Annotated in this window: 17 protein-coding genes and 4 tRNA genes; 12 read left to right on the forward strand and 9 right to left on the reverse strand. The window is 72.9% G+C overall.

Features of this window, described 5'->3' with window-relative positions:
• Nucleotides 1–323: 323 nt before the first annotated feature.
• Entirely contained in the window at nucleotides 324–1,739 is a 1,416-nt protein-coding gene (locus ACFV57_RS27670) for a sulfatase (RefSeq protein WP_385237957.1), read from the forward strand.
• Between the two features lie 36 nt (nucleotides 1,740–1,775).
• Here ACFV57_RS27670 and ACFV57_RS27675 read toward each other — a convergent pair whose 3' ends face one another.
• Together ACFV57_RS27675 and ACFV57_RS27680 are read right to left on the reverse strand one after the other, a co-directional pair.
• On the reverse strand, nucleotides 1,776–2,582 hold the full coding sequence (locus ACFV57_RS27675) for a sterol carrier family protein (RefSeq protein WP_385237853.1): 807 nt from the start codon (nucleotides 2,580–2,582) through the stop codon (nucleotides 1,776–1,778).
• A 10-nt stretch (nucleotides 2,583–2,592) separates the two neighbouring features.
• Nucleotides 2,593–3,240, reverse strand: coding sequence for a TetR/AcrR family transcriptional regulator (locus ACFV57_RS27680; RefSeq protein WP_385237855.1), 648 nt, complete (start codon nucleotides 3,238–3,240; stop codon nucleotides 2,593–2,595).
• Between the two features lie 141 nt (nucleotides 3,241–3,381).
• On the opposite strand from ACFV57_RS27680, the gene ACFV57_RS27685 reads away from it, so the two are divergent.
• Nucleotides 3,382–5,016 (forward strand): MFS transporter, encoded by a 1,635-nt coding sequence (locus tag ACFV57_RS27685; protein ID WP_385237959.1) that lies wholly within the window; start codon nucleotides 3,382–3,384, stop codon nucleotides 5,014–5,016.
• Nucleotides 5,017–5,159: 143 nt separating this feature from the next.
• Here ACFV57_RS27685 and purL read toward each other — a convergent pair whose 3' ends face one another.
• The 3 genes from purL to purS are packed head-to-tail and all read right to left on the reverse strand — an operon-like array spanning nucleotide 5,160 to nucleotide 8,364.
• Complete coding sequence (gene purL, locus ACFV57_RS27690; protein ID WP_385237857.1) at nucleotides 5,160–7,409, reverse strand: phosphoribosylformylglycinamidine synthase subunit PurL; 2,250 nt, start codon at nucleotides 7,407–7,409, stop codon at nucleotides 5,160–5,162.
• Nucleotides 7,406–8,110, reverse strand: a complete 705-nt coding sequence (gene purQ, locus ACFV57_RS27695) for a phosphoribosylformylglycinamidine synthase subunit PurQ (RefSeq protein ID WP_385237859.1) — start codon at nucleotides 8,108–8,110, stop codon at nucleotides 7,406–7,408. The genes purL and purQ overlap by 4 nt, the downstream gene beginning before the upstream one ends.
• On the reverse strand, nucleotides 8,107–8,364 hold the full coding sequence (gene purS / locus ACFV57_RS27700) for a phosphoribosylformylglycinamidine synthase subunit PurS (protein ID WP_030679308.1): 258 nt from the start codon (nucleotides 8,362–8,364) through the stop codon (nucleotides 8,107–8,109). Before purS ends, purQ begins: the two co-directional genes overlap by 4 nt.
• Before the next feature lie 300 nt (nucleotides 8,365–8,664).
• Here purS and ACFV57_RS27705 point away from each other — a divergent pair, with 300 nt between their 5' ends.
• The 9 genes from ACFV57_RS27705 (at nucleotide 8,665) to ACFV57_RS27745 (ending at nucleotide 14,077) form a co-directional block, all read left to right on the forward strand.
• The gene (locus ACFV57_RS27705) at nucleotides 8,665–8,985 is read left to right on the forward strand and encodes an Lsr2 family protein (RefSeq protein WP_385237861.1); all 321 of its coding nucleotides are present in this window, start codon (nucleotides 8,665–8,667) and stop codon (nucleotides 8,983–8,985) included.
• A 509-nt stretch (nucleotides 8,986–9,494) separates the two neighbouring features.
• A tRNA-Gly gene (locus ACFV57_RS27710) sits at nucleotides 9,495–9,566 on the forward strand.
• Between the two features lie 45 nt (nucleotides 9,567–9,611).
• Nucleotides 9,612–9,683: transfer RNA gene (locus tag ACFV57_RS27715), tRNA-Gly, on the forward strand.
• Nucleotides 9,684–9,758: 75 nt separating this feature from the next.
• Nucleotides 9,759–9,831, forward strand: a tRNA-Gly gene (locus tag ACFV57_RS27720).
• Between the two features lie 212 nt (nucleotides 9,832–10,043).
• Nucleotides 10,044–11,021 (forward strand): ABC transporter ATP-binding protein, encoded by a 978-nt coding sequence (locus tag ACFV57_RS27725; protein ID WP_385237863.1) that lies wholly within the window; start codon nucleotides 10,044–10,046, stop codon nucleotides 11,019–11,021.
• A complete protein-coding gene (locus ACFV57_RS27730; RefSeq protein WP_385237865.1) occupies nucleotides 11,018–11,845 on the forward strand; it encodes an ABC transporter permease in 828 nt (275 codons plus the stop codon). The genes ACFV57_RS27725 and ACFV57_RS27730 overlap by 4 nt, the downstream gene beginning before the upstream one ends.
• Nucleotides 11,827–13,203: a sensor histidine kinase gene (locus ACFV57_RS27735; RefSeq protein ID WP_385237867.1), complete on the forward strand. Its 1,377-nt coding sequence runs from the start codon at nucleotides 11,827–11,829 to the stop codon at nucleotides 13,201–13,203. Before ACFV57_RS27730 ends, ACFV57_RS27735 begins: the two co-directional genes overlap by 19 nt.
• Nucleotides 13,204–13,325: 122 nt before the next feature.
• Entirely contained in the window at nucleotides 13,326–13,970 is a 645-nt protein-coding gene (locus ACFV57_RS27740; RefSeq protein ID WP_385237961.1) for a DNA-binding response regulator, read from the forward strand.
• Nucleotides 13,971–14,004: 34 nt separating this feature from the next.
• Nucleotides 14,005–14,077 (forward strand) — tRNA-Gly (locus ACFV57_RS27745).
• Between the two features lie 76 nt (nucleotides 14,078–14,153).
• On the opposite strand, the gene ACFV57_RS27750 is transcribed toward ACFV57_RS27745, so the two are convergent.
• Together ACFV57_RS27750 and ACFV57_RS27755 are read right to left on the reverse strand one after the other, a co-directional pair.
• Nucleotides 14,154–15,056, reverse strand: a complete 903-nt coding sequence (locus ACFV57_RS27750) for a phosphoribosylaminoimidazolesuccinocarboxamide synthase (protein ID WP_385237869.1) — start codon at nucleotides 15,054–15,056, stop codon at nucleotides 14,154–14,156.
• 167 nt (nucleotides 15,057–15,223) lie between these two features.
• Nucleotides 15,224–16,543, reverse strand: a complete 1,320-nt coding sequence (locus ACFV57_RS27755; protein ID WP_385237871.1) for an MFS transporter — start codon at nucleotides 16,541–16,543, stop codon at nucleotides 15,224–15,226.
• A gap of 100 nt (nucleotides 16,544–16,643) precedes the next feature.
• On the opposite strand from ACFV57_RS27755, the gene ACFV57_RS27760 reads away from it, so the two are divergent.
• Nucleotides 16,644–17,564, forward strand: coding sequence for a LysR family transcriptional regulator (locus ACFV57_RS27760; RefSeq protein ID WP_385237873.1), 921 nt, complete (start codon nucleotides 16,644–16,646; stop codon nucleotides 17,562–17,564).
• A gap of 50 nt (nucleotides 17,565–17,614) precedes the next feature.
• Here ACFV57_RS27760 and ACFV57_RS27765 read toward each other — a convergent pair whose 3' ends face one another.
• Entirely contained in the window at nucleotides 17,615–19,093 is a 1,479-nt protein-coding gene (locus tag ACFV57_RS27765) for a N,N-dimethylformamidase beta subunit family domain-containing protein (protein WP_385237875.1), read from the reverse strand.
• Between the two features lie 290 nt (nucleotides 19,094–19,383).
• Complete coding sequence (locus tag ACFV57_RS27770; protein WP_385237963.1) at nucleotides 19,384–21,381, reverse strand: hypothetical protein; 1,998 nt, start codon at nucleotides 21,379–21,381, stop codon at nucleotides 19,384–19,386.
• Between the last annotated feature and the right edge of the window lie 315 nt (nucleotides 21,382–21,696).

Here is a 21,696-nt window from a genome sequence, read left to right on the forward strand (position 1 = left end):
TGGCCGCTTCTGGTGATTTCCGGGCTTTTCGGACCGGTCTCGCGCTGCTTCTTTTCGCGCTTCCGTAGCGGGCCTGTGTGGTGCGCGCGGTCGCCGTCCCTTCACCCGGAAGGTCGCCTTTCGTGACGCGTTCTGAATCTGGTTTTGGCCGTTTGTCGGCTTCGTTGGCTTCGTCGGCTGGGGTTTCGGCTTCGGCTTCTTCGGATACGGCCTCGCCCTCGGGGGCCCCGGAGGCCTCAGGAGCCTCGGAGGCCTCCGGGGCCGCGGGCGCCTCGGCGTCCGGTTCGTCCCGCGAGGAGGGGATTGCCCGTACGGCGGGTGGGATCTCCCGCCGGGCGTTCGGCGGGCTCGTCGGTGCCACCGCCGCCACCGGCGCCCTGGCCACGGGCGCCGCGAGCCCCGCACACGCCGCCGGGAGCACGTACCGGGAGCAGCCGTTTCGCGCGGCGACCGGCCGCCGGGCGGCGCGGCGCCCGAACATCCTGTTCATCCTCGGCGACGACCTGGGCTGGGCCGATCTGTCCTCCTACGGGTCGCCGGACATCCGTACGCCCCACCTCGACCGGCTGGCCCGTCATGGCGTGCGCTTCACCCAGGCCTACTCCGGGTCCGCGACCTGCTCCCCCACCCGGTTCTCGCTCTACACCGGCCGCTTTCCCGGCCGTACCGAAGGCGGGCTGGCCGAGCCCATCGCGGACCGGACCGTCGGACTCGAACCGGACCACCCCACCCTCGCCTCGCTGCTGCGCGACGCCGGGTACGCGACCGGTCTGATCGGCAAGTGGCACTGCGGCTACCTGCCGGACCACAGCCCCACCAAGTCGGGCTGGGACACCTTCTTCGGGAACTTCGGCGGAGCGCTGGAGTACTACTCCAAGCTCGGCCTGGCCGGGGAGTACGACCTTTACGAAGGCAACGTCACCGAGGGCGACACCGAATACCGCGACCTGCGCTACTACACGCGGATCATCACCGAACGCGCCGTCGACTTCGTGGGCGGGCGGCACGGGCGGCCGTGGCTGCTCAACCTGAACTACACCACCCCGCACTGGCCGTGGATCGCGGACGGCGACGAAGCCGCGAGCGCGGAGATCGTCCGCCGTATCAGGGCAGGCGACAAGGGTGCGCTGCAGCACCGGGACGGCGGTTCGCTGGCCAAGTACAAGGAGATGGTCGAGGACCTGGACCGGTCCGTGGGCACGGTGCTGGCCGCCCTGAAGCGCTCCGGGCAGGAGCGGGACACCCTGGTCTTCTTCGGAAGCGACAACGGCGGCGAGCGCTGGTCCTACAACTGGCCGCTGAGCGGCAACAAGTTCACGCTCCAGGAGGGCGGCATCCGCATACCGGCGATCGTGCGCTGGCCGGCCCGCATCGACGGCGGCCAGGTCAGCCACGAGCCGCACTTCAGTCCCGACTGGACGGCGACCCTGCTGGAGGTCGCCGGCGCCCGGCCGCACCGCGCGTATCCGCTGGACGGCACGAGCCTTGCGGGCTATCTGCTGCGCGGCGAACCGCTCGCCGAGCGCGACCTGTTCTGGCGTACCCGGGGTGAGCGGGCGCTGCGCCGCGGCGACTGGAAGTACTACCGGGGCAAGGGAGGCCGGGACCAGCTGTTCCAGGTGGCCGAGGACCCCCGCGAGCAGGCGGACCGGGCGGGGGCAGAGGGGCGGCGGCTGGCGGAGCTGCGGGCGGCCTGGGAGGCGGTGGACGCCACGTTGCTGCCGTATCCGAAGGGGTGAGACGCGGCGCCGGAAGTGCCTGTCCCCGCTTGGGGCTCAGCCCATGAGGGGCAGGTACGGGGCGAGATCGGCTCGTTCGCCGCTGGCGCTCACGGCGGCGTCCTCGACCGCCGCGGGCCAGTCCGTACGGCCGGTGGCCAGTCGGAGCCAGGTGATCGGGTCGGTCTCGACGACGTTCGGCGGCGTGCCCCGGGTGTGCCGAGGGCCCTCGACGCACTGGACGACGGCGAACGGCGGCACCCGGACCTCGACCGAACCGCCGGGCGCCTTGGTGGCGAGCGCGTCGGCAAGCAGCCGGGTGGCGGTGGCCAGGGCGTGGCGGTCGTACGGAATCTCCAGGCCGGTGGCGGCGGCCAGGTCGTCGGTGTGCACGACCAGTTCGACGCAGCGGACCACCAGGAAGTCGTCCAGCCGCATCGCGCCGATCCGGGCCGCCAGCAGCCGGTCGTCGGGGGCCGGGGGGACGGCCTCGGCGTAGCGGGCGGCGGCGTTGTTCAGGAGGTCGGCCGGTGCGGCGCCGGCTGCCGTGTCGCGGGCGATCTCGTCGACCTTCGCGGCCAGGGCGCGGGTCGCGGACGGCCAGGTGGCGAGGGTGACTTCCTGGGCGGGCGGCGCGGGTTGCCCCAGCGCCGCGGGGACCTGTTCGACCGCCATGGCCAGGTGGGCGACCAGCTCGCGGACCGTCCAGTCGCCCAGGCGGGTGGGCAGGGCGAACTGCTCGGGGGCCAGGCGCTCGACGGCGGCGCGCACGTGTCCGAACTGTGCGACGACGGCCGCGCGGGTCTTGGCGGAGTCGTAGCTGCGGGCGCGGGTCCGGCCGGAGGGCTTACGGGCACTGGGCATGGCGTCGAGGCTACTCGGCGGGGCGTGTGGCGTAGTCCCCGAGCCCCCGCTCCACCAGGCCGAAGGCGCGGTGGGCGGCGGCGACCGCGTCCGGGTGGACGGCGTCGGCGGACTCGCCTGCCAGGAGCCTGCGGTGGTTCTCGTTGATGAGGGCGTTGCGCGCGGCCATCAGCTGGCCCGCGGCGACCTGGGCGTCCATGCGGTCGCCGCCCGCCTCCTCCGCGAGCACCTCGGCGAGCTGCTGGAGGCCGTGCATCCGGTTGGCGTACGCGCGCAGCAGCAGGGCCGGTGTCTCGACGATCAGCCGGCGGATGCTGAGCACCTCCGTCTTGTCGCACAGGCCGACGGACGGATCCCGCAGGTCCAGCAGCTCGACGAACTGACGGCCCACCGCCGCGACCGCGGACTCCCCCCGCGCACGCTCACGGACGGCGCGGGCCGCGTCACCGGCGTGGTGCTCCATCGGCTTGAGGACCAAGTCCTCCTTGGAGCCGTAGTAGTTGAAAACGGTCATCTTGGAGACGTCGGCGGCGGCGGCGATCTCCTGGACGGAGACCTTCTCGAAGCCCCGCTCCAGGAACAGCTCGACGGCGGTCCGCCGGACGCGCCGCTCCGTCTGCAGTTTCTTGCGCTCGCGCAGTCCCAGCTCCTCGACCATGCCACCACTGTACCAGGGCAAAAAATAATACCGGATGAAACATTGACTCGGTCCACGCTTCGCGGGCATGGTGCTGCCATGAACGCTTCCACCGCTCCTTCTCGGGCCCCCACGGGCCGTGTGACCGCCGGGCCGGACGGCATGACACCGGCCCGGCGCGCGATCGGCTTCGCCGTCTGCCTCGCGACGATGCTGCTCGCCGTCCTCGACCAGAACATCGTCTCGGCCGCGACGATCCCGATCGTCCGCGACCTGGACCCGCTGCACGGCGTCGACCGCATCCCGTGGCTGATCAGCGCCTTCTCGCTCGCCGCCACCGCCGCGCTGCCCCTGTACGGAAAGCTCTGCGACTCCCTCGGCACGAAACGGGTCTTCCTCGGGGCCGTCGCCACCTTCCTCCTCGGCTCGGCGCTGTGCGGAGCCGCGCAGGACATGGACCAGCTGATCGCCTTCCGCGCGGTGCAGGGCCTCGGCGGTGGCGGGCTGATGAGCGTCACCATGGTCGTCATCGCCCAGCTCGCGGGGGCGGGAGGGCGCGGCACGGGCCGGGGCGCCGGGATGGGCGGGCTGGTCGCGGGGGCCGGCATGGCCCTGGGCCCGGTCGTCGGCGGGCTGCTCGCCGAGCACGCGGACTGGCGCTGGATCTTCTACGTCAACCTGCCGGTCGGCGTCGTCGTGCTCATCGCGTCGGCGCTCGTCCTCAGACTTCCGCGGCACGGGGAGCGGCGGCGCATCGACTTCTTCGGAGCGGCCCTGGCCGCCGCGTTCTCCACGGCGCTACTGCTGATGACGGAGTGGGGCGGCCGGGACCACGGCTGGGGCTCCCCGGTGATCCTGGGCCTGGCCGGCGGGGCCGTGGGGCTGCTCGCCCTGTTCCTGTGGCGGCAGGCCACCGCCGCCGAACCACTGCTCCCGCTGTCGCTGTTCCGTATCCGTACGCTGCGCGTCGCCTTCGCCGTACAGGGCCTGGTCGGCGTGGCCCTGGTGGGCTCCATGGTCTACGTGATGCTCCATCTCCAGCTGGTGCGGGGCATCGACCCCGCCTCCGCCGGCCTGTTCATGATCCCGATAGCGATCGGCATGGCCGGCTCGGGCCTGGTGACGGGCCGGCTCGGCGCCCGCGGCTGGTCGGAGAAGAAGTCCGTGATCAGTGGCACCGCCTGCGCCGCCGTGGCCACGCTCCTGCTCTCGGCCAACGGCACCGACACCAGCCTGTGGGCCGTACGGGCCGAACTCCTCCTGCTCGGCGCCGGCTTCGGCCAGACACTGGGACAGCTGATCGTGCTGGTCCAGCAGGCCGCACCGCGCCACCGGCTCGGGGTGGCGACGACCGGCGTCCGCTTCTTCCAGACCCTGGGCAGCTCACTGGGCGTCGCCTTCTTCGGCACGGTGCTCGCCCGCGTCTACGCCGACCGCGGCCCCGGCGGCTCCACCAGCGCCATACCGACCCTGCGGGGCGAGGCCCACGCCCGGGCGGTGGACGCCTTCGCTTCCTCCATAGCCGTGGTCTTCCTCTGCTCGACGTGCGTACTGGCCCTGGCGCTGCTCCTGACACTGCGCATACCGAGGGACGCGGACGCGGCTGGTGCGGACAGGTCCGGGACGCGGCGGGCCGGGGCGGGTGGCGCTGCGCACCGGGCCGGGGGCACGACGGACCGGAGAGCTGTCTCGACGGACGGGGCAAACGATGCGAGGGAGCGAGCGGCCTGCTCGCCCGACCGGGGAAGCACCGCTACGGACCGAGCGTTCGCCTCGCCCGCCCGGCCGCCCCGATAGGCCCCGCCGCCCCGGCCGACGTGCCCCCACCACGCGACCGTGGCCCGCCCCGGGAAAGGGACGGGCCACCGGGCCTCCAGGCCGCCCGGCCGCCGTGCGGGCGGACGGGCGCGGCGCGCACTGTGGCGCCGCTGAAGGCCGTATCAGCCGAACAACGCCGGGAGGGTTGCCTCGTGGGCTTCGCGGAGCTCGCTCAGCGAGAGGGTGAACTGACCCTGGACGTCGATCGCATCACCGTCGACGACGCCGATGCGGGTGGCCGGCAGGCCGCGCGCACCGCACATGTCGGTGAAGCGCAGCTCCTCGCTGCGCGGGACCGCGACGATCGCGCGGCCCGCCGACTCCGAGAAGAGCAGGACGAAGGGGTCCAGCCCGTCGGGCACGACGATCCGGGCGCCCTTGCCGCCGCGCAGACACGACTCGACGAGAGCCTGGACCAGGCCGCCGTCGGAGAGGTCGTGCGCCGCGTCGACCATGCCGTCGCGGGAAGCCGCGATCAGGATCTCGGCCAGCAGCTTCTCCCGGCCGAGGTCCACCTGCGGCGGCAGTCCGCCCAGGTGGTCGTGGACGACCTGGGACCAGGCCGAGCCGCCCAGCTCGTCCTTGGTGTCACCGAGGAGGTAGATGAGGTGGCCCTCGTCCGCGAAGGCGACCGGCGTACGGCGGCTGACGTCGTCGATCACGCCCAGCACCGCGACCACGGGGGTCGGGTGGATGGCGGCCTCGCCGGTCTGGTTGTAGAGCGAGACGTTGCCGCCGGTGACGGGCGTGCCCAGCTCCAGGCAGCCGTCCGCGAGACCGCGTACGGCCTCGGCGAACTGCCACATGACGGCCGGGTCCTCGGGCGAGCCGAAGTTCAGGCAGTCGGAGACCGCGAGCGGCTTGGCGCCGGTCGCCGCGACGTTGCGGTAGGACTCGGCCAGCGCCAGCTGCGCGCCGTGGTACGGGTCCAGCTTGGCGTAGCGGCCGTTGCCGTCGGTGGCGATGGCCACGCCCAGCCCGGACGACTCGTCGATGCGGATCATGCCGGCGTCCTCCGGCTGGGCGAGCACGGTGCCGCCCTGCACGAAGTGGTCGTACTGGCTGGTGATCCAGGACTTGGACGCCTGGTTGGGCGAGGCGACCAGCTTGCGGACCTGCTCGCGCAGCGCCTCGCCGGTCTCCGGCCGCGGCAGCCGGCCCGCGTCGTCGGCCTGCAGCTCGTCCTGCCACGCGGGGCGGGCGTAGGGACGCTCGTAGACCGGGCCCTCGTGGGCGACGGTCTTCGGGTCGACGTCGACGATCTTCTCGCCGTGCCAGTAGATCTCCAGCCGGTCGCCGTCGGTGACCTCGCCGATGACGGTGGCGGTGACGTCCCACTTCTCGCAGATCGCCAGGAACCGTTCGACCTTGGCCGGTTCGACGACGGCGCACATGCGTTCCTGCGACTCGCTCATGAGGATTTCCTCGGGCGAGAGCGTCGAGTCGCGCAGCGGTACGTCGTCCAGCTCCACGCGCATCCCGCCGGAGCCGTTGGACGCCAGCTCGCTGGTGGCGCAGGACAGCCCGGCCGCGCCGAGGTCCTGGATGCCGACGACGAGCTTCTCGGCGAACGCCTCCAGGGTGCACTCGATGAGCAGCTTCTCCTGGAAGGGGTCGCCGACCTGGACGGCGGGGCGCTTCGACGGCTTGGCGTCGTCGAAGGTCTCGGAGGCCAGGATCGAGGCGCCGCCGATGCCGTCGCCGCCGGTCCGGGCGCCGTAGAGGATGACCTTGTTGCCGGCGCCGGAGGCCTTGGCCAGGTGGATGTCCTCGTGCCGCATCACGCCGATGGCACCGGCGTTGACCAGCGGGTTGCCCTGGTAACAGGCGTCGAAGACGACCTCGCCGCCGATGTTGGGCAGGCCCAGGCAGTTGCCGTAGCCGCCGATGCCCGCGACGACGCCCGGCAGGACGCGCCGGGTGTCGGGGTGGTCGGCGGCACCGAAGCGCAGCGGGTCCACGACCGCGACCGGGCGGGCGCCCATGGCGATGATGTCGCGGACGATGCCCCCGACGCCGGTGGCGGCGCCCTGGTAGGGCTCGACGTAGGAGGGGTGGTTGTGTGATTCGACCTTGAAGGTGACCGCGAGGCCGTGGCCGACGTCGACGACGCCGGCGTTCTCGCCGATGCCGACGAGCATCGCGTCGTTCTCCGGGACCTTCTGCCCGAACTGCTTCAGGTGGACCTTGCTGCTCTTGTACGAGCAGTGCTCGGACCACATGACGGAGTACATGGCGAGTTCGGCGCCGGTGGGACGGCGGCCGAGGATCTCGCGGACGCGCTCGTACTCGTCCTGCTTCAGGCCCAGTTCGGCCCACGGCTGGTCGGTGTCCGGCGTCTCGGCTGCGTGCTTGACCGTGTCGAGCGTCATGCGTTGACCAATTTCTTCAGGATCGAGGTGAAGAATCCGAGGCCGTCCGTGCGGCCGGTGCCGATCAGCGGCTCGACGGCATGCTCGGGATGCGGCATGAGGCCGACGACGTTGCCCGCCTCGTTGGTGATGCCGGCGATGTCGCGCAGCGAACCGTTGGGGTTGCCGTAGCCGTCGGCGGTGTCGCCCTGGGTCAGATAGCGGAAGGCGACCCGGCCCTCGGCCTCCAACCGGTCGAGCGTGCGCTCGTCGGCGACGTACCGGCCGTCGATGTTCTTCAGCGGTACGGAGATCTCCTGGCCGGCCGTGTAGTCGGTGGTCCAGGCGGTGTCCGCGTTCTCCACCCGCAGCTTCTGGTCGCGGCAGACGAAGTGCAGGCTGTCGTTGCGCAGCATGGCGCCGGGCAGCAGGTGCGTCTCGGTCAGGACCTGGAAGCCGTTACAGATGCCGAGCACCGGCATGCCGCCCTTGGCCTGTTCGATCACGGTGTCCATGACCGGCGAGAAGCGGGAGATGGCGCCGGCCCGCAGATAGTCGCCGTAGGAGAAGCCGCCGGGCAGGACCACGGCGTCGACCTGCTTGAGGTCCTTGTCGCGGTGCCACAGCGGCACCGCCTCGGCCCCGGCGAGCCGTACGGCGCGCTGGGTGTCACGGTCGTCGAGCGTGCCCGGGAAGGTCACGACTCCGATGCGTGCGGTCATGATCCGGCCCGGTCCTCGACGTGGACGGTGAAGTCTTCGATGACGGTGTTGGCGAGGAAGGTCTCGGCCATCTCGTGGATACGGGCGAGGGCGGCGTCGTCGACGGGGCCCTCCACCTCAAGTTCGAAACGCTTGCCCTGACGGACGTCGCCGATCCCCTCGAATCCCAGGCGAGGCAGTGCGCGCTGCACCGCCTGCCCCTGCGGGTCGAGGATCTCCGGCTTGAGCATGACGTCGACTACGACGCGTGCCACTGGCACTCCCGATGGTGTGGTGCGTAAGGCGGTGCCCTCACAGTACCGTGTTCGAAAATCTACGCGCATAGATATCGTGACGGTGCGGTCACGGTACGGCGTCGGCCGCGGTAAGTGGTGGGGAAAATCTCAGAAAAGACCTAGGGTCCGCATTGCGGAGGGACACGCTGAGGAAATTAACTGGGCTTCACCATGCAATGCCTGCCGCTGTACAAATGAAAATGCATTGATCCCAATCAGCCGGATCTGGAGCATCCCCCCACGTCAAGGCGGGGTTGCTGCTCGAAAGGACCGATATCCGTGGCGCAGCGCGTAGTAGTCACGCTCTCCGATGACATCGAAGGCGGAGAAGCCGCAGAGACGGTCACCTTCGGTTTGGACGGGAAGTGGTACGAGATCGACCTCAATCCCGCCAATGCGAAGAAACTGCGCGGCACCCTCGCGCCGTTCGTGGAGGCCGGCCGCAAGCGGTCGAAGTCCGGTAAGGCGTACCACCACACCTCGGTGACCCCGGACCCCGCCGCCGTGCGCGCCTGGGCGCGCTCCAACCGTATGGACGTGCCCCCGCGCGGCCGGATTCCGAAGAAGATCTACGAGGCTTTCGACGCGGCCAACAGCTGACCCCGACCGGCCGCCGCAGCCCCGCCCCGGCCACCGTCGGCCCATCCCGACCCGGCCTATCCCGTATCAACCCCTCACCCGCACCCGCCCCCACGCGCCCGCACTTCGCCCGGCCGTAGATCCGCGGCCGGGCGGCGGGGGCAACGACCTGACGGTGTCCTGGCCACGGCCAGGTGGAGGCGAGCGAGGACGGGCAGGTGACGGCCGGTCCGAGACCGGCAGGCACCGGGCACCCGCCGAGCGAGGGCCTGGCAGACAACGGGCACCGGCCGAGCGAGGGCCGTCCTCCGGGCGGGGCCGGGCACCGGCCGAGCGAGAACCGCCCGCCGAGCGAGGACCGCCCGCCCGCCGGGTGGGGACCGGCATCGTCCGGACAAAGACCCGGCAGACATCGGGCACCGCCCGGTTTCGGCTGTCCCGCAGCCGAGTTGCGCAGCACCCCTGTTGATCAGCTAGAGTCTGGAGCACGCCGAGGGGCGAGGCCGAAAGGCCGAATCCCGAGGAGTCACGCGGGTGTAGCTCAGTAGTAGAGCGCCCTCTTTCCAAGAGGGAGGCGCAGTGTGCAATCCCTGTCACCCGCTCTGACAGCATCGACCGTTCCTTCGGGGCCGGTGGATGGTGGTCATGCGGGTGTAGCTCAGTAGTAGAGCGCCCCCTTTCCAAGGGGGAGGCGCAGTGTGCAATCCCTGTCACCCGCTCCGACAGTACCGACCACTCTTGTGGATCAGGTAGAGTAGCTGTCGCGCCGCCCGGTGAAAGCCGGTCGGATGCCTGCGGACGTAGCTCAGTTGGTAGAGCGCAACCTTGCCAAGGTTGAGGTCGCGAGTTCGAGCCTCGTCGTCCGCTCAGGAAAAGGGCCCCGGTCATCACGACCGGGGCCTTTTGCATGCATCCGTGCCGCCACTCGGCCCGTGCCGCCACCCAGCCCGCTCCACTCCCCCACCCCGGACCGCCCGCCGCCCGGACCCGGCCCGCTCCCGCGCCCTCCTGACATTTGTCATCTGGGGTGATGACAAGCCGCACTGCCCGGTGCCCGGTTCCGACGCGAGCCTTGAAGCATGAACATCGGGGACAACAGTGAGCACGTGATAGACGTCACGGGGCTGCGCAGGCGGTACGGGCCGTCCGGGGGCGGCCGGAAGAGCAGGAAGGGGGCCGCGGCGGCCTTCGAGGCGGTACGGGGCATCGACTTCTCCGTGGCCCGCGGAGAACTGTTCGCCCTGCTGGGGACGAACGGGGCCGGCAAGACCTCCACCCTTGAGCTCCTGGAGGGGCTGGCCGCGCCCACCGGCGGCTCGGTGCGGGTGCTGGGCCACAACCCGTACACGGAGCGCGCGAAGGTACGGCCGCGCGTCGGCGCGATGCTGCAGGAGGGCGGCTTCCCCGCGGAGTTGACCGTGGAGGAGACCGTACGGATGTGGGCCGGTGCCACCACCGGCGCCCGGCCGGTCGGCGAGGCGCTGGCCACGGTCGGCATGGCCAAGCGCAAGGACGTACGGATCAAGCAGCTCTCCGGCGGCGAACGGCGGCGGCTGGACCTGGCCACGGCGACGCTGGGACGGCCGGAGGTGCTCTTCCTCGACGAGCCGACCACCGGCCTGGACACCGAAGCCCGCCACACGACCTGGGAGTTGATCCGCGAGCTGCGCGAGGGCGGCACCACGGTCGTACTGACCACGCACTACCTGGAAGAGGCCGAGGAATTGGCCGACCGTCTGGCGATCATGCACCAGGGCCGGATCGCGACGGCCGGCACCGTCGCGGACGTGGTGGCCACCCACCCCGCGCAGATCTCCTTCGAACTGCCCGCGGGCTACACGGTGGGCGACCTGCCGCCGCTGCCCGAGATGGGCGTCCAAGGACACGCCATGACGGGCCGGACCCTGCGGCTGCAGACCTCCGACCTGCAACGGGCCGCGACCGGCGTGCTGCTCTGGGCGCGGAGCGAGGGAGTCGGGCTGCGAGGGCTGGACGCCCGCTCGGCGTCGCTGGAAGAGGCGTTCCTGCGGATCGCCAAGGGATTGGAGGACAAGTGAGCGTCACCGACTTCAAGACCGTCGAGAACAGTCCGGGGGCGGGCGCCGCGACGGCCGCCCGTACGGGACCGCGTGCGCGGCTGACCGCGCTGTTCCGCGCCGAACTGACCCTCCTGGGCCGTAACAAGACCGCGCTGTTCATGACGCTGCTGTTGCCGTTGATCATGGCGTTCGCCATGCGGCAGGCGGTCTCCCAGATGCCGCTGCAGGAGAACGGCCTGTCGGTCGGCACGGTGCTGCTGCCGGGGACCATCGGCTTCGTCCTGCTCTTCGCGGTGTACTCGTCCGTCACGGGTTCGCTGGTGACGCGGCGCGAGGAGCTGGTGCTCAAGCGGCTGCGCTGCGGTGAGCTGACGGACCGGGAGGTGCTGGCCGGCACGGCGCTGCCGGCGGTGCTCCTCGGGCTGGCGCAGTGCGTCCTGCTGGTGGTCTGCGGCGGGCTGATGCTGAAGTCGGGCCTGCCGCAGGCACCGCACCTGGTCGTGCTGGGGGTGCTGCTGGGCACGGTGATCGCCGTGTCGATGGCCGCGGCCTCCACCGCCATCACCAAGACCGCCGAGGCGGCCCAGCTGACCACGATGCCGTTCGTCTTCATCTCGATGGGAGGCTCCGGCATGGTCGTCCCGCTGGACGTCCTGCCCGACAAGATCGCCAACATCCTGGAGCTGCTGCCCCTGTCGCCGGTGATGGGCCTGGTCCGGGACGGCTGGACCGGCGGCGGCGACCTCACCGACACGGTCAGGCGGCTGGTCATCGCGTTGGTCTGGGCCGGGCTCGCGGTGTTTGCTGTACGTCGGTGGTTCCGTTGGGAGCCACGGCACTGACGATGTACGGCGTTGAGGACGACGGGGGTGCGGGGCCGGTGTTCCACGGGCAGCTGCGCAAGTTGCGGGGGCGTGGCAGGGTCGCGCAGGTATCCATGTGGGCGCGGTGGTCGCTGTACGTCGCGCCGTGGCTGATGCTCTTCGGCTGGCTGTTCGCGCCGATCGTCGCCGCGGCCGCCCCGCAGCACCGTTCCCTGCTGCCGGCCCTGCCGGTCGTGCTGCTGGGGCTGGTGCAGTGCGGTGTCTACATCCCCGGCGTACGGCGCGGGCTCTCGCACTACGTGTACGGCACCCCCGCGCCGTGGCGGCTGATCGCCGTGTCCGCGGTGCTGTCGGCCGCCTCGGTGGTGATGGTCACGATGCTGGTCATGTCCGAGCTGCGGCCGAGGCCGGGGGATCTGTTCTCGGTGATGCTGTTCCCCACCCTGCCCTTCAACAGCCTGCTGTGCCTGGTGATCAAGAAGCGCTGGCAGGCACTGGTGTACTGCGTGACCACGGCGGTGATCGTGGTGGGGATGGTCCTCGCGGGTGCCCCGCTCGTCTTCGTGGCGGGGCTGCCGATCGTCCTCGCCGTCTCCGCGGCCTTCGCGCCGCTGACGTGCCGCAGCTGGGCCTGGATTCTCGCCGCGATGCGCGAGCTGGACGAGGCCAAGGGCGCGCAGGCCAGGCTCGCCGTGGCCGAGGAGCGCCTGCGTTTCGCGCGGGACATGCACGACGTGGTGGGCCGCAACCTGGCCGTGATCGCCCTCAAGAGCGAGCTGGCGGTACGGCTGGCGCGCAAGGGACGGCCGGAGGCCGCCGACCAGATGGCGGAGGTGCAGCAGATGGCCCAGGACTCCCAGCGGGAGGTGCGGGACGTGGTCCGCGCCTACCGGGAGGCCGACCTCCAGGTCGAGCTGGCGGGTGCACGGGCGGTGCTCCAGGCGGCCGGGGTGCAGTGCCTCATGGAACAGGAGGACAGCGCCGATGTGCCGCAGCAGGTGCAGTCGGTGCTGGCCTGGGTCGTACGGGAAGGCACCACCAACGTGCTGCGGCACGCGAACGCGGTCACCTGCTGGCTGACGCTGCGGGTGACGGCCGACAGCGGTGCCGCGGCGTCGGCCGGACCTGCGGTGGTGTTCACGATGGAGAACGACGGCGTACGGGAAGACGCGGCGCACGGCAGCGCCGGAAGCGGCATCGCCGGGCTGCGGGAACGGCTCGCCGCCCTCGGCGGTTCGCTGGTCGTCGGCCCCCGGCCGGACGGGCGATTCTGGCTGCGGGCACACGTACCGCTGGAAGAGCACCGGATGGCGGAGGGGGACGCGCCGGGGGCCGCCGCGGACGGGCGGCCCGCCGGGACGCAGGAGTCCGCGTAGGTACGGGCGGTACAGGCAGTACAGGCGGGCAGTACGGGCAGTACGGATGCCGAGCGATCGGCCGGGCGCCACCGGGTGCCCGGCCGTAGGGACAGAACGACGTGAGAGAAGCGGAGACCGTGGTGGACGCGGACGCGGACACGCAAGCGGGGGCCCCGGCGCCCCTGCGCATCCTGCTGGCCGACGACGAGCACCTGATCCGGGGCGCGCTGGCCGCGCTGCTGGCCCTGGAAGACGATCTCCAGGTCGTGGCCGAGGCCGGCTCGGGTCCGGAGGCGCTGGCGATGGCGCTGGCGCACCGTCCCGACGTCGCCGTACTGGATCTTCAGATGCCGGGGGCGGACGGTGTGGCGGTGGCCACATCCCTGCGCGGCCGGCTGCCCGGCTGCCGGACCATGATCGTGACCAGTCACGGGCGCCCCGGCCACCTCAAGCGGGCCCTGGAGGCGGGGGTGCGGGGGTTCGTCCCGAAGACCGTCTCGGCCCAGCGGCTGGCCGAGATCATCCGTACGGTGCACGCCGGAAACCGCTATGTGGACCCGGAGTTGGCGGCCGACGCGATCAGCGCCGGGGACTCGCCGCTGACCGTGCGGGAGGCGGAGGTGCTGGAGTACGCGGAGAACGGCGCGCCCATCGCGGAGATCGCGGAGCGGGCCGCGCTGTCCCCGGGAACGGTGCGCAACTATCTCTCCTCGGCCGCCGCGAAGCTGTCCGCGGAGAACCGTCATGCGGCGGCGCGCATCGCCCGCGCGCGAGGTTGGCTATAGTGGAGCCCGCACCGCGCCGCCGAGCGCGGGGCAGGCGGACGTAGCTCAGTTGGTAGAGCGCAACCTTGCCAAGGTTGAGGTCGCGAGTTCGAGCCTCGTCGTCCGCTCAGGGAAAAGGCCCCGGTCCTGGTGACCGGGGCCTTCTTCGTGTGCGACGCGGTGCGGCGCGGGGCCGCCCCGCCGTCACGACCAGGCCAGGCCGGTCAGCCGTTCGTACGCCTCGATGTACTTGCCGCGGGTGCGCTCGACCGTCTCCTGGGGAAGGGGCGGGGGCGGCTGCTCGCTCGCGCGGTCCCAGCCGGAGGCGGGCGAGGTGAGCCAGTCGCGGACGAACTGCTTGTCGAAGGAGGGCTGGGGCCGGCCCGGCTGCCACGCGTCCGCGGGCCAGAAGCGGGACGAGTCCGGGGTGAGGACCTCGTCCGCCAGCGTCAGCTGCCGCGCCTCGTCGAAGCCGAACTCGAACTTGGTGTCCGCCAGGATGATGCCGCGCTCGCGCGCGATGTCGCGGGCCCGCCCGTACACGGCGAGCGTGGCCTGCCGGAGCTGGGCGGCGGTCTCGGCGCCGATCTGGCGGGCGACCTCCTCGTAGGCGACGTTCTCGTCGTGCTCGCCGACGGCGGCCTTGGTGGCGGGGGTGAAGATCGGCGCGGGCAGCTCCGAGCCGTCGGTCAGCCCCTCCGGCAGCGCCAGCCCGCAGACCGTACGGGTCTGCTGGTATTCGGCGAGGCCGGAGCCCGTGAGATAGCCGCGGGCGACGCACTCCACCGGGACCATCGCGAGCGATGTGCAGACCGTCGTACGGCCTTCCCAGTCCGCCGGGGCGCCGGGCGGCAGCTCCGTGGACAGCACGTGGTGCGGGACGAGGTCGGCGAGCTGGTCGAACCACCACAGCGAGAGCTGGGTCAGCACCCGCCCCTTGTCGGGGATCTCGGTGGGCAGCACCCAGTCGAAGGCGGACATGCGGTCGCTGGCGACCATGACCAGGTCGCCGTCGGCGTTCTGGTAGAGGTCGCGCACCTTGCCGGTGTGGAGGTGGGTGAGCCCCGGTACCTCCACTGCCTCGGGCTTTTCTACAAAACCGGACACGCTGCCTCCGCGTAGGTTGATCCAGGCGTCGCTTTGATTCTCCCGTATGCGGTGACGGGACGGCGTCACAGGGTCGGGGGCGGCCGGTTGTGGGCGACCTCGGGCACGGACGGTCCGGTGCGGGCGAAAGGCGCGGGCGGCCCGTACGGGCGGGAGGGGCGCGCCGGTCAGATCCGTTCGCGGCGCCCCGCCCGGGCGACCGCCGCGAGAGTGAGGACGGCCAGCACCGCCGCGGCCACGAGGATGACGGGCGGCGGGGCGAGCGCGCCGAGCAGGGTGATGGCGTACGGGGCGAAGAAGCCCAGGTAGGCGAGGGTCCAGAAGCGGGCGGTGAGGCGGGCCAGCCGGTGCGGCGGCGCCAGGGCGGCGACCTCGGTCAGGCCGTACGCCACGCACAGCCCGTACCCGGCGCCGAGCACCGCGGCGGCGAGCAGCGCCACGGCCGGCTGCACGGCCGCCACGGCGACGGCCGCGACGAGCAGGCCGAGCGCGACGGCGGCCAGTCCGGCGACGGCGGTGGCGAGGCGGTGCCGGGCCGCGAGACGGCGGGCGAGCGGCGCAACGAGCAGCCCGGCGCCGGGGGTCACGGCGGTGGCGACGCCCGCGTACACGGTCTGCCAGCCGCCCAGGCGGTCGCCGACGAGGCCGGGGAGGGTGACGAAGGCGATGGTGGGCGCGGCGAACACCCAGGGGGCCATCGGGACGACCAGACGCCGGAAGGGCGCACCGGCAAAACGGCGGGCCGCGGAAGCCGTTCCGTGTGCGGCCGGGCCCGCTTCGTGGGCGGTACGGCCCGCCTCGTGGGCGGCCGGGCCCGCGGCCCCGGCCCGGACCGTCTCCGGCACCCGGGCGGCGGCCACCGCGGCCACCGCCGAGAGCACCAGGTGCGGGACGTACGCAGTGATCATCGGGTACGGCGCCCACTGGGCGATCAGCGCGGCGGCCAGCCCCCCGGAGGCGAAGCCCGCGGAGAGGAAGAGACCGGAGCGGCGGGCCGCCGTGCCGGGGGCGGTGGCCGGGTCGTACGGGGCGGAGGAGAGTTCCTTGATCCAGACGCTGCCCGCGGTGAGCAGGGCGCCCGCGCCCAGGCCGGTCAGGAAGCGGCCCGGCCACATCAGCCAGGCGGCGGCCGGGCCCGCCATCAGCAGGACCGTCGCCACGGCGGCGGTGGCGAGCGCGGCGAAGACGACGGGGCGCCGGCCGCGCCGGTCGGCCAGCGGGCCGCCCAGCAGCAGCCCGGGGATCAGGCCGAGGACGTACACCGCGAAGAGGGCGGTGGTGGTGGCCGTGGTCAGGCCCAGGTCGGTGCGGTAGGCGCCGAGGAGGGCGGAGAACTGGTTGGCGCTCCAGCCGGAGGCCGTCATCATCCAGCCGGCGCGCAGCCAGTGCCGGGGCCGGGCGGCGGGCTCGGCGGGGCCGGTGGCGGTGGTGCCGGTGGGGTTCGGGGAGTCGGCAGCGGTGCGGCGTTCGGTGGCGGACGTGCTCATGAAAGCCGTTGTACGAGGTCGGAGGCGCTTCGCGCCGCCCCCGTTCAGGAATCGTGAACGGCCCCCGGGCCCGGACGCCGAGCGATTTATCGTGGCAGGTATGGATCTGCGACGGCTGTCTTCCTTCCTGGCGGTGGTCGAGGAAGGACACTTCGGACGGGCCGCGTCGCGGCTCTTCCTGTCGCCGGCCGCGGTCACCCAGCATGTGCAGCAGCTGGAGCGCGAGCTGGGCACCCGGCTGCTGGACCGCGGCAGCGGCCCCGTCCGGCCGACCGCCGCGGGCCGGCGGCTGGCCTCCCACGCCCGTACGCTGCTGGCCGCCGCGAACGCCGCCGTGGAGGACGTGACCGAGGCCGCGCAGCACGCGTCGTCGGCGTCGTCCCTGGCCGCGCGCGGGCTGCGGGTCGGCGTGATGGGGCACGGGTCGGGCGAGGTCACCCCGGCGGCCGTCAACGCCTTCCGGCGGGCGCGGCCGGACGTCCCGCTGAAGCTGGTGCAGCTGACGTTCACGGAGCACTGCAGCGCGCTGCGCGAGGACCGGGTGGACGTCGCGTTCGTGCGGCCCGCGATCCGCAGCGAGGACATCGAGGTGGACATCCTGACCACCGAGCAGCGGATCGTCGCGGTCCCGGCGGCCTCGCGGCTCGCGGACGCGGCGGCCACCGGCGTACGGGTCGCGGACGTCATCGACCTGCCGTACCTGCGGCTGCCCCGGCACACGCCGCGGCCGTTCACCGACTACCTGTACTTCGACGAGGGCGAGCGCCGCGCCCCGGACTGCGCGCTGACCCCGCACGACGTGCTGACGAGCGTCGCGGCGGGCCGCGGCGCCGGCTCCGGGCTGGCGTCCTTCGCCCGCTACTACCCCTGGCCCGGGACGGTGTACGTGCCGGTGCTGGACGCGCCGTACGCGCACAGCGTGCTCGCGACGCGGGCCGGTGACCCCAACCCCGAGGTGCGGATCTTCCGGGCGCTGACGGTGGCGCTGGCGCGGGAGCTGGGGACACTCGCGGCGCGCTAGCAGCGGGCCACGGACGGCCCGCAGGCGCCGGGGCCGTGGCGCCCGCCGCGTCAGTCGCGCTTGCAGATGCGGTCGAGCAGATTGGCCGTGGCGCGCTGCACGCGCTCGTCCACATGGCCGGGCCGGTCCAGGGCCGGGGACCAGGCGAAGGTGCCGGACGCGAAGACCAGGGCGCCGCTGAGGGCCCGGTACAGCGAGGTCTCCTGATGGCGGCGCGTGCCCTCGCTGTCCTCGTACGGGGAGTGGGCCAGCAGGATGCGGTGGCTGTGCTCGGGCAGCGGCGTACGGGGGAAGTAACGGTCGGCCTCCCCGGCGACCAGGCCCGGCAGCTCGTCGCCCTCATGGGCACCGGTCGCCTCCCACATCCAGTGGTCGGCGTTGCGCACGACCAGGGGCGCGGGCTCCGGCACCCGGCCCGCGTACTGGATGCCCATCAGCTGCTGCTCGGCGTCGCCGGCCTCGCGCCAGAGGGCGGGCTTGCCGGGGCCCTGGCGTTTGCGGCAGCTGAGCAGGGAGTCCGGGCCGGCGGGCGAGGGGGCCAGTTCGACCTGCCAGTACATGGTGTTGGCGGACAGGAAGACGAGCGAGGTGCCGCTGTCGCGGGCCAGTTCGGCGGTCCGGCGCATGGGCTGGGACCAGTACTCGTCGTGGCCGGGGAAGACCAGGCCGCGGTAGCGGGACGGGTCGACCAGCCCTGCGTGCAGATCGCGGGCGTCGGCGTACGCGAGGTCGTAGCCGTAGCGCTCGGCCCAGCGGATGAAGTCGTAGGCGTGGCCGACGTGCAGGGGCAGTCCGGCGCCCGCGTACGGGCGGTCGAAGGAGACGGTCGTGGCGGCGTCCGGCTCGCCGAGCAGCGAACCGTCGGCGTCCCAGGCGTGGTAGAGGCTGGCGCCGGTGCGGCCGTCCTCCGGATAGAGGTTGTAGGCCTGCCAGGTGATGTCGGGCAGGAGCAGCAGGAGGTCGGCGGGGTGGGCGTCGCGGACCGTGAAGGGGACGTGGCTGCGGTGGCCGCCGGCGGTGGTCAGGACGGCTACGTAGGCGCCCAGTTTCCAGTACGCGGGGACCTGGAGGCGCCAGGAGAGCCACCAGTGGTGGCAGGAGACCGTGCGGTCGGCGGCGAGCGGTGCGGGCTGCACGATGCCCGCCAGCCGGGGACTGGTCGTGATCTTCGCGGCGCCGGTGCCCGCGTAGTGGCCGATGCGGTAGATGTCGATGCTGAAGGGCTGGGGCGGGTCGACCGAGACGCGGAAGTCGATGGCCTCGCCGGGGGCCACCGCACCGGTGCTCACGAAGCCCTTGATCTGCTGCCGTACGTCGTCGGCCGTGCGGGGTCCGGCGCTGGAGCGGGGCGAGGGCAGACGCTTCTCGCCGGGGGCCACCGCCGGGTCGACGTACCAGGGAACGACCTGACCGGAGTCGAAGTAGTTCTCACTGCCGCGCAGCCAGGGCAGCGGGCCCTGTCCGAACGGGTCCGTGACCGCATGCGCAAGCGCTCCCGACTCCCAGCGCCGGATCTGCTCCGTCCCCACCTCGTACTCCCCTCCCTGCGTCCCCCCGCCGACTGAGCAGGCCGCCGCGGCACTCAGATTTCGTGCTCGATTGAACGACTGGGGCCGCCCCCAGCACATCACATTACGCACTTGCCCCGTCACCCTTCGTCGTGAATTCGCAAGGGTTCAGGCCATGAACGACGAACTGGAGGGGAACATTCAGCCCGGTCGTGCGGGTGATGCGGAGCGGGTGCCGAAAACAGGCGCACTCGGCCCTCTCATGCCCCCGAATGCGCCCCCGTACGCTCCCCGCGCGCCCTTGGCGCCCCTCACACGAGCCGGACCGGCTTCTCGGGCCGCACCCCGACCTCGCCGAGCCAGTCGCCCAGCGGCCCGGCGTCGCCGTCGTCGACGAGGCGGAGCACCGGGTGGCCCAGGTCCGAGCGGCGCACGCCGTCGACCAGCAGGACCGGCCCGTCCAGCCAGTCCAGGCCGGGGGCGGCGCCCGCGGTGTCCACGGCGGCGCAGCAGACCATCGCGGTCACATGGTCGGCGAGCAGTTCGCGGCCCGTGCGCGGCGGCTGCATGGGGAACAGCGCGAGCCCGTCGGCGAGGCCGTCGCCCCAGGTCACGCCCGCGTCGGGGCCGTCTGCCGCGGGGGCGCGGGCGGCCTGGCGCGCCGCCTCGGCGCGCTCCTCGCGCGCCAGCTCGGCACCGAGCCGGGCGGCGACGAGGTCGCTCGCGCCCGGGTCGGCCATCAACCGCTCGATGACCCGTATCAGCGTCGGGCCGGAGCTCTCCGGGCCCGGGTCGGCGGACCGGGCGGACGGCCGCGGCTCCGGCTCGGCCGCCGGTCCGGGAGTCGCCGGGTCCCGCACGGCGGCCGCCGGGTCCGGGGGCGCACCCGCGGACCCGGCACGCTTCTCCGGTGCCGGGGGCCGCGGTGTCGGGTGGGGTATGCGGCACGCGGACCCGGCGGCCCGCTCCGGCGCCGCCGGAGAGCCCTGCGGCCGACCGGCGCCCGCGTCCGGCGGGAGAGCGTCCGAGGGGCGCGCATCCGAGGGGGACGCGTCCGGCGGGGACGCGTCCGAGGGGAAGGCGTCCGAGGGGAGGGTGTCCAGGACGTGGTGCAGGCGGGCCGCCTCCTGGCGCCACTTGCGGTCCACGACCTCTTCCGGATACTGCTGCCAGCCGACCGGGGACCAGTCGGGTCCGGGCTCGGCCGGGCCACCGTGGAAGAGGCGGGCGGCGAGGAGGGAGGCGGCGCGGTCCACGGCGCCGGGCTCCTCCAGGAGATCGCATGCCGGGCGCTCGCCCAGGCGGGAGGTGAAACCTTCGGCCAGACGGTCGCGGCGGGAGAGTTCGGTGAGCGCGGAGACCACGCCGGCGTCCAGCCGGGAGGGCCAGCGGCCCATGCGCCAGGCGGGCAGCGCGACCCGGGTCAGCAGCCGGTCCCAGCCCGCGTACGCGAGGCCGACCTGCTCCTGGGCGACGATGCGCAGGCCGTAGTCGACGCTCTGGGCGCGCTCGGACGCGGCGGCGGCGACGCACCGCTCCATCTCCAGGGCGTGTTCACGGCAGGCCCGCAGCAGCAGGCGCGCGACCCAGCCGACGAACGCCGGAGCCGGGGCGGCCAGGGGGCCCTTGGCGCGTGCGGAGACCGCCACCGCGGCGTCCAGGCCCCGTACGAAGCGGCGGGCCGCGGCTATGTCCGGATTGGCGGAGGGGCCCGTGCCGGCCACGACGGGCGCCAGCAGCGCCCGCAGCTCGGCGACCCGCATCCACCACATGAACGGCGAGCCGATCACCAGGACCGGCGCCTGGGCGGCGCGCACCCCGTCGCGCGCTCCCGCGCCCGCCGCCCCGCCGCCGCCCGCCCGGTCACGCGACGGGCCGTGCGCGCGGTGCGTACGGTCCTCCAGCCAGCTGTCGCAGTCGGGGGTCAGGGCTATCGCGGACGGCGCGGGGACCTCCAGTCGGTCGGCCAGGTCCCGCACGAGGCGGTACAAATCGGGCGCGGAGGCCTCCGCTATGGGGACCGACGGGCTCAGCGCGGGGCGGGCCCGCACGACGACGGCCGTGACCAGCGCCGCCAGCAGCAGCACGACCAGCGCGAGGCCCGTCACGACCCAGCGCGCCGTGTCCCAGCCACTGGAACTCGTCACCGGATCGGCGCGGCCGATCCGGCCGGTGAGACCGCCGACGAGCAGCACCACGGCCACCGCGGCGGGCACCAGGGCCACGCCCAGCGCCGCGCCGCGGATGCGCAGCACCGCGAGCGCGCGGGCGCGCGCCGCCTCAGCTCCTGCTTCCGGACCTGCCACCAGCCTGTACACCCCCTGCTGCCCTGATTCAACGGACAAAGAGAACACGGGACGACAAGAGCGGGGCAACGGTGCCGGGGACGCGAACGGCCTCGACGGCGTAGCCCACTCTCCACCACTGTGGCACCGGCCACTGACATCGCAATGCCGGTGAGCCACTTGCCGGACGCCGCCGCGGCAGCCGCGCCGCCGGACGGCACGGGCGCCGCACGACGCTTGCGGGAGACCCTAGTTGGGGGCGTCCTCCCCGTCAGCCGGATGGCGGCGCGGTCACTCGATGGAATGGCTTTGGGCAAAGCCGGGAGCCCCATCCCGGCC

The organism is Streptomyces sp. NPDC059788, assembly GCF_042732265.1.
Classification (GTDB): domain Bacteria; phylum Actinomycetota; class Actinomycetes; order Streptomycetales; family Streptomycetaceae; genus Streptomyces.

Coding starts and splice junctions, on each gene's coding strand:
- ACFV57_RS27675 (WP_385237853.1), bottom strand. CDS start 2,582: ATGCCCAGTGCCCGTAAGCCCTCCGGCCGGACCCGCGCCCGCAGCTAC.
- ACFV57_RS27755 (WP_385237871.1), bottom strand. CDS start 16,543: ATGAGCACGTCCGCCACCGAACGCCGCACCGCTGCCGACTCCCCGAAC.
- ACFV57_RS27680 (WP_385237855.1), bottom strand. CDS start 3,240: ATGGTCGAGGAGCTGGGACTGCGCGAGCGCAAGAAACTGCAGACGGAG.
- purQ (WP_385237859.1), bottom strand. CDS start 8,110: ATGACCGCACGCATCGGAGTCGTGACCTTCCCGGGCACGCTCGACGAC.
- ACFV57_RS27725 (WP_385237863.1), top strand. CDS start 10,044: ATGAACATCGGGGACAACAGTGAGCACGTGATAGACGTCACGGGGCTG.
- purL (WP_385237857.1), bottom strand. CDS start 7,409: ATGACGCTCGACACGGTCAAGCACGCAGCCGAGACGCCGGACACCGAC.
- ACFV57_RS27685 (WP_385237959.1), top strand. CDS start 3,382: ATGACACCGGCCCGGCGCGCGATCGGCTTCGCCGTCTGCCTCGCGACG.
- ACFV57_RS27760 (WP_385237873.1), top strand. CDS start 16,644: ATGGATCTGCGACGGCTGTCTTCCTTCCTGGCGGTGGTCGAGGAAGGA.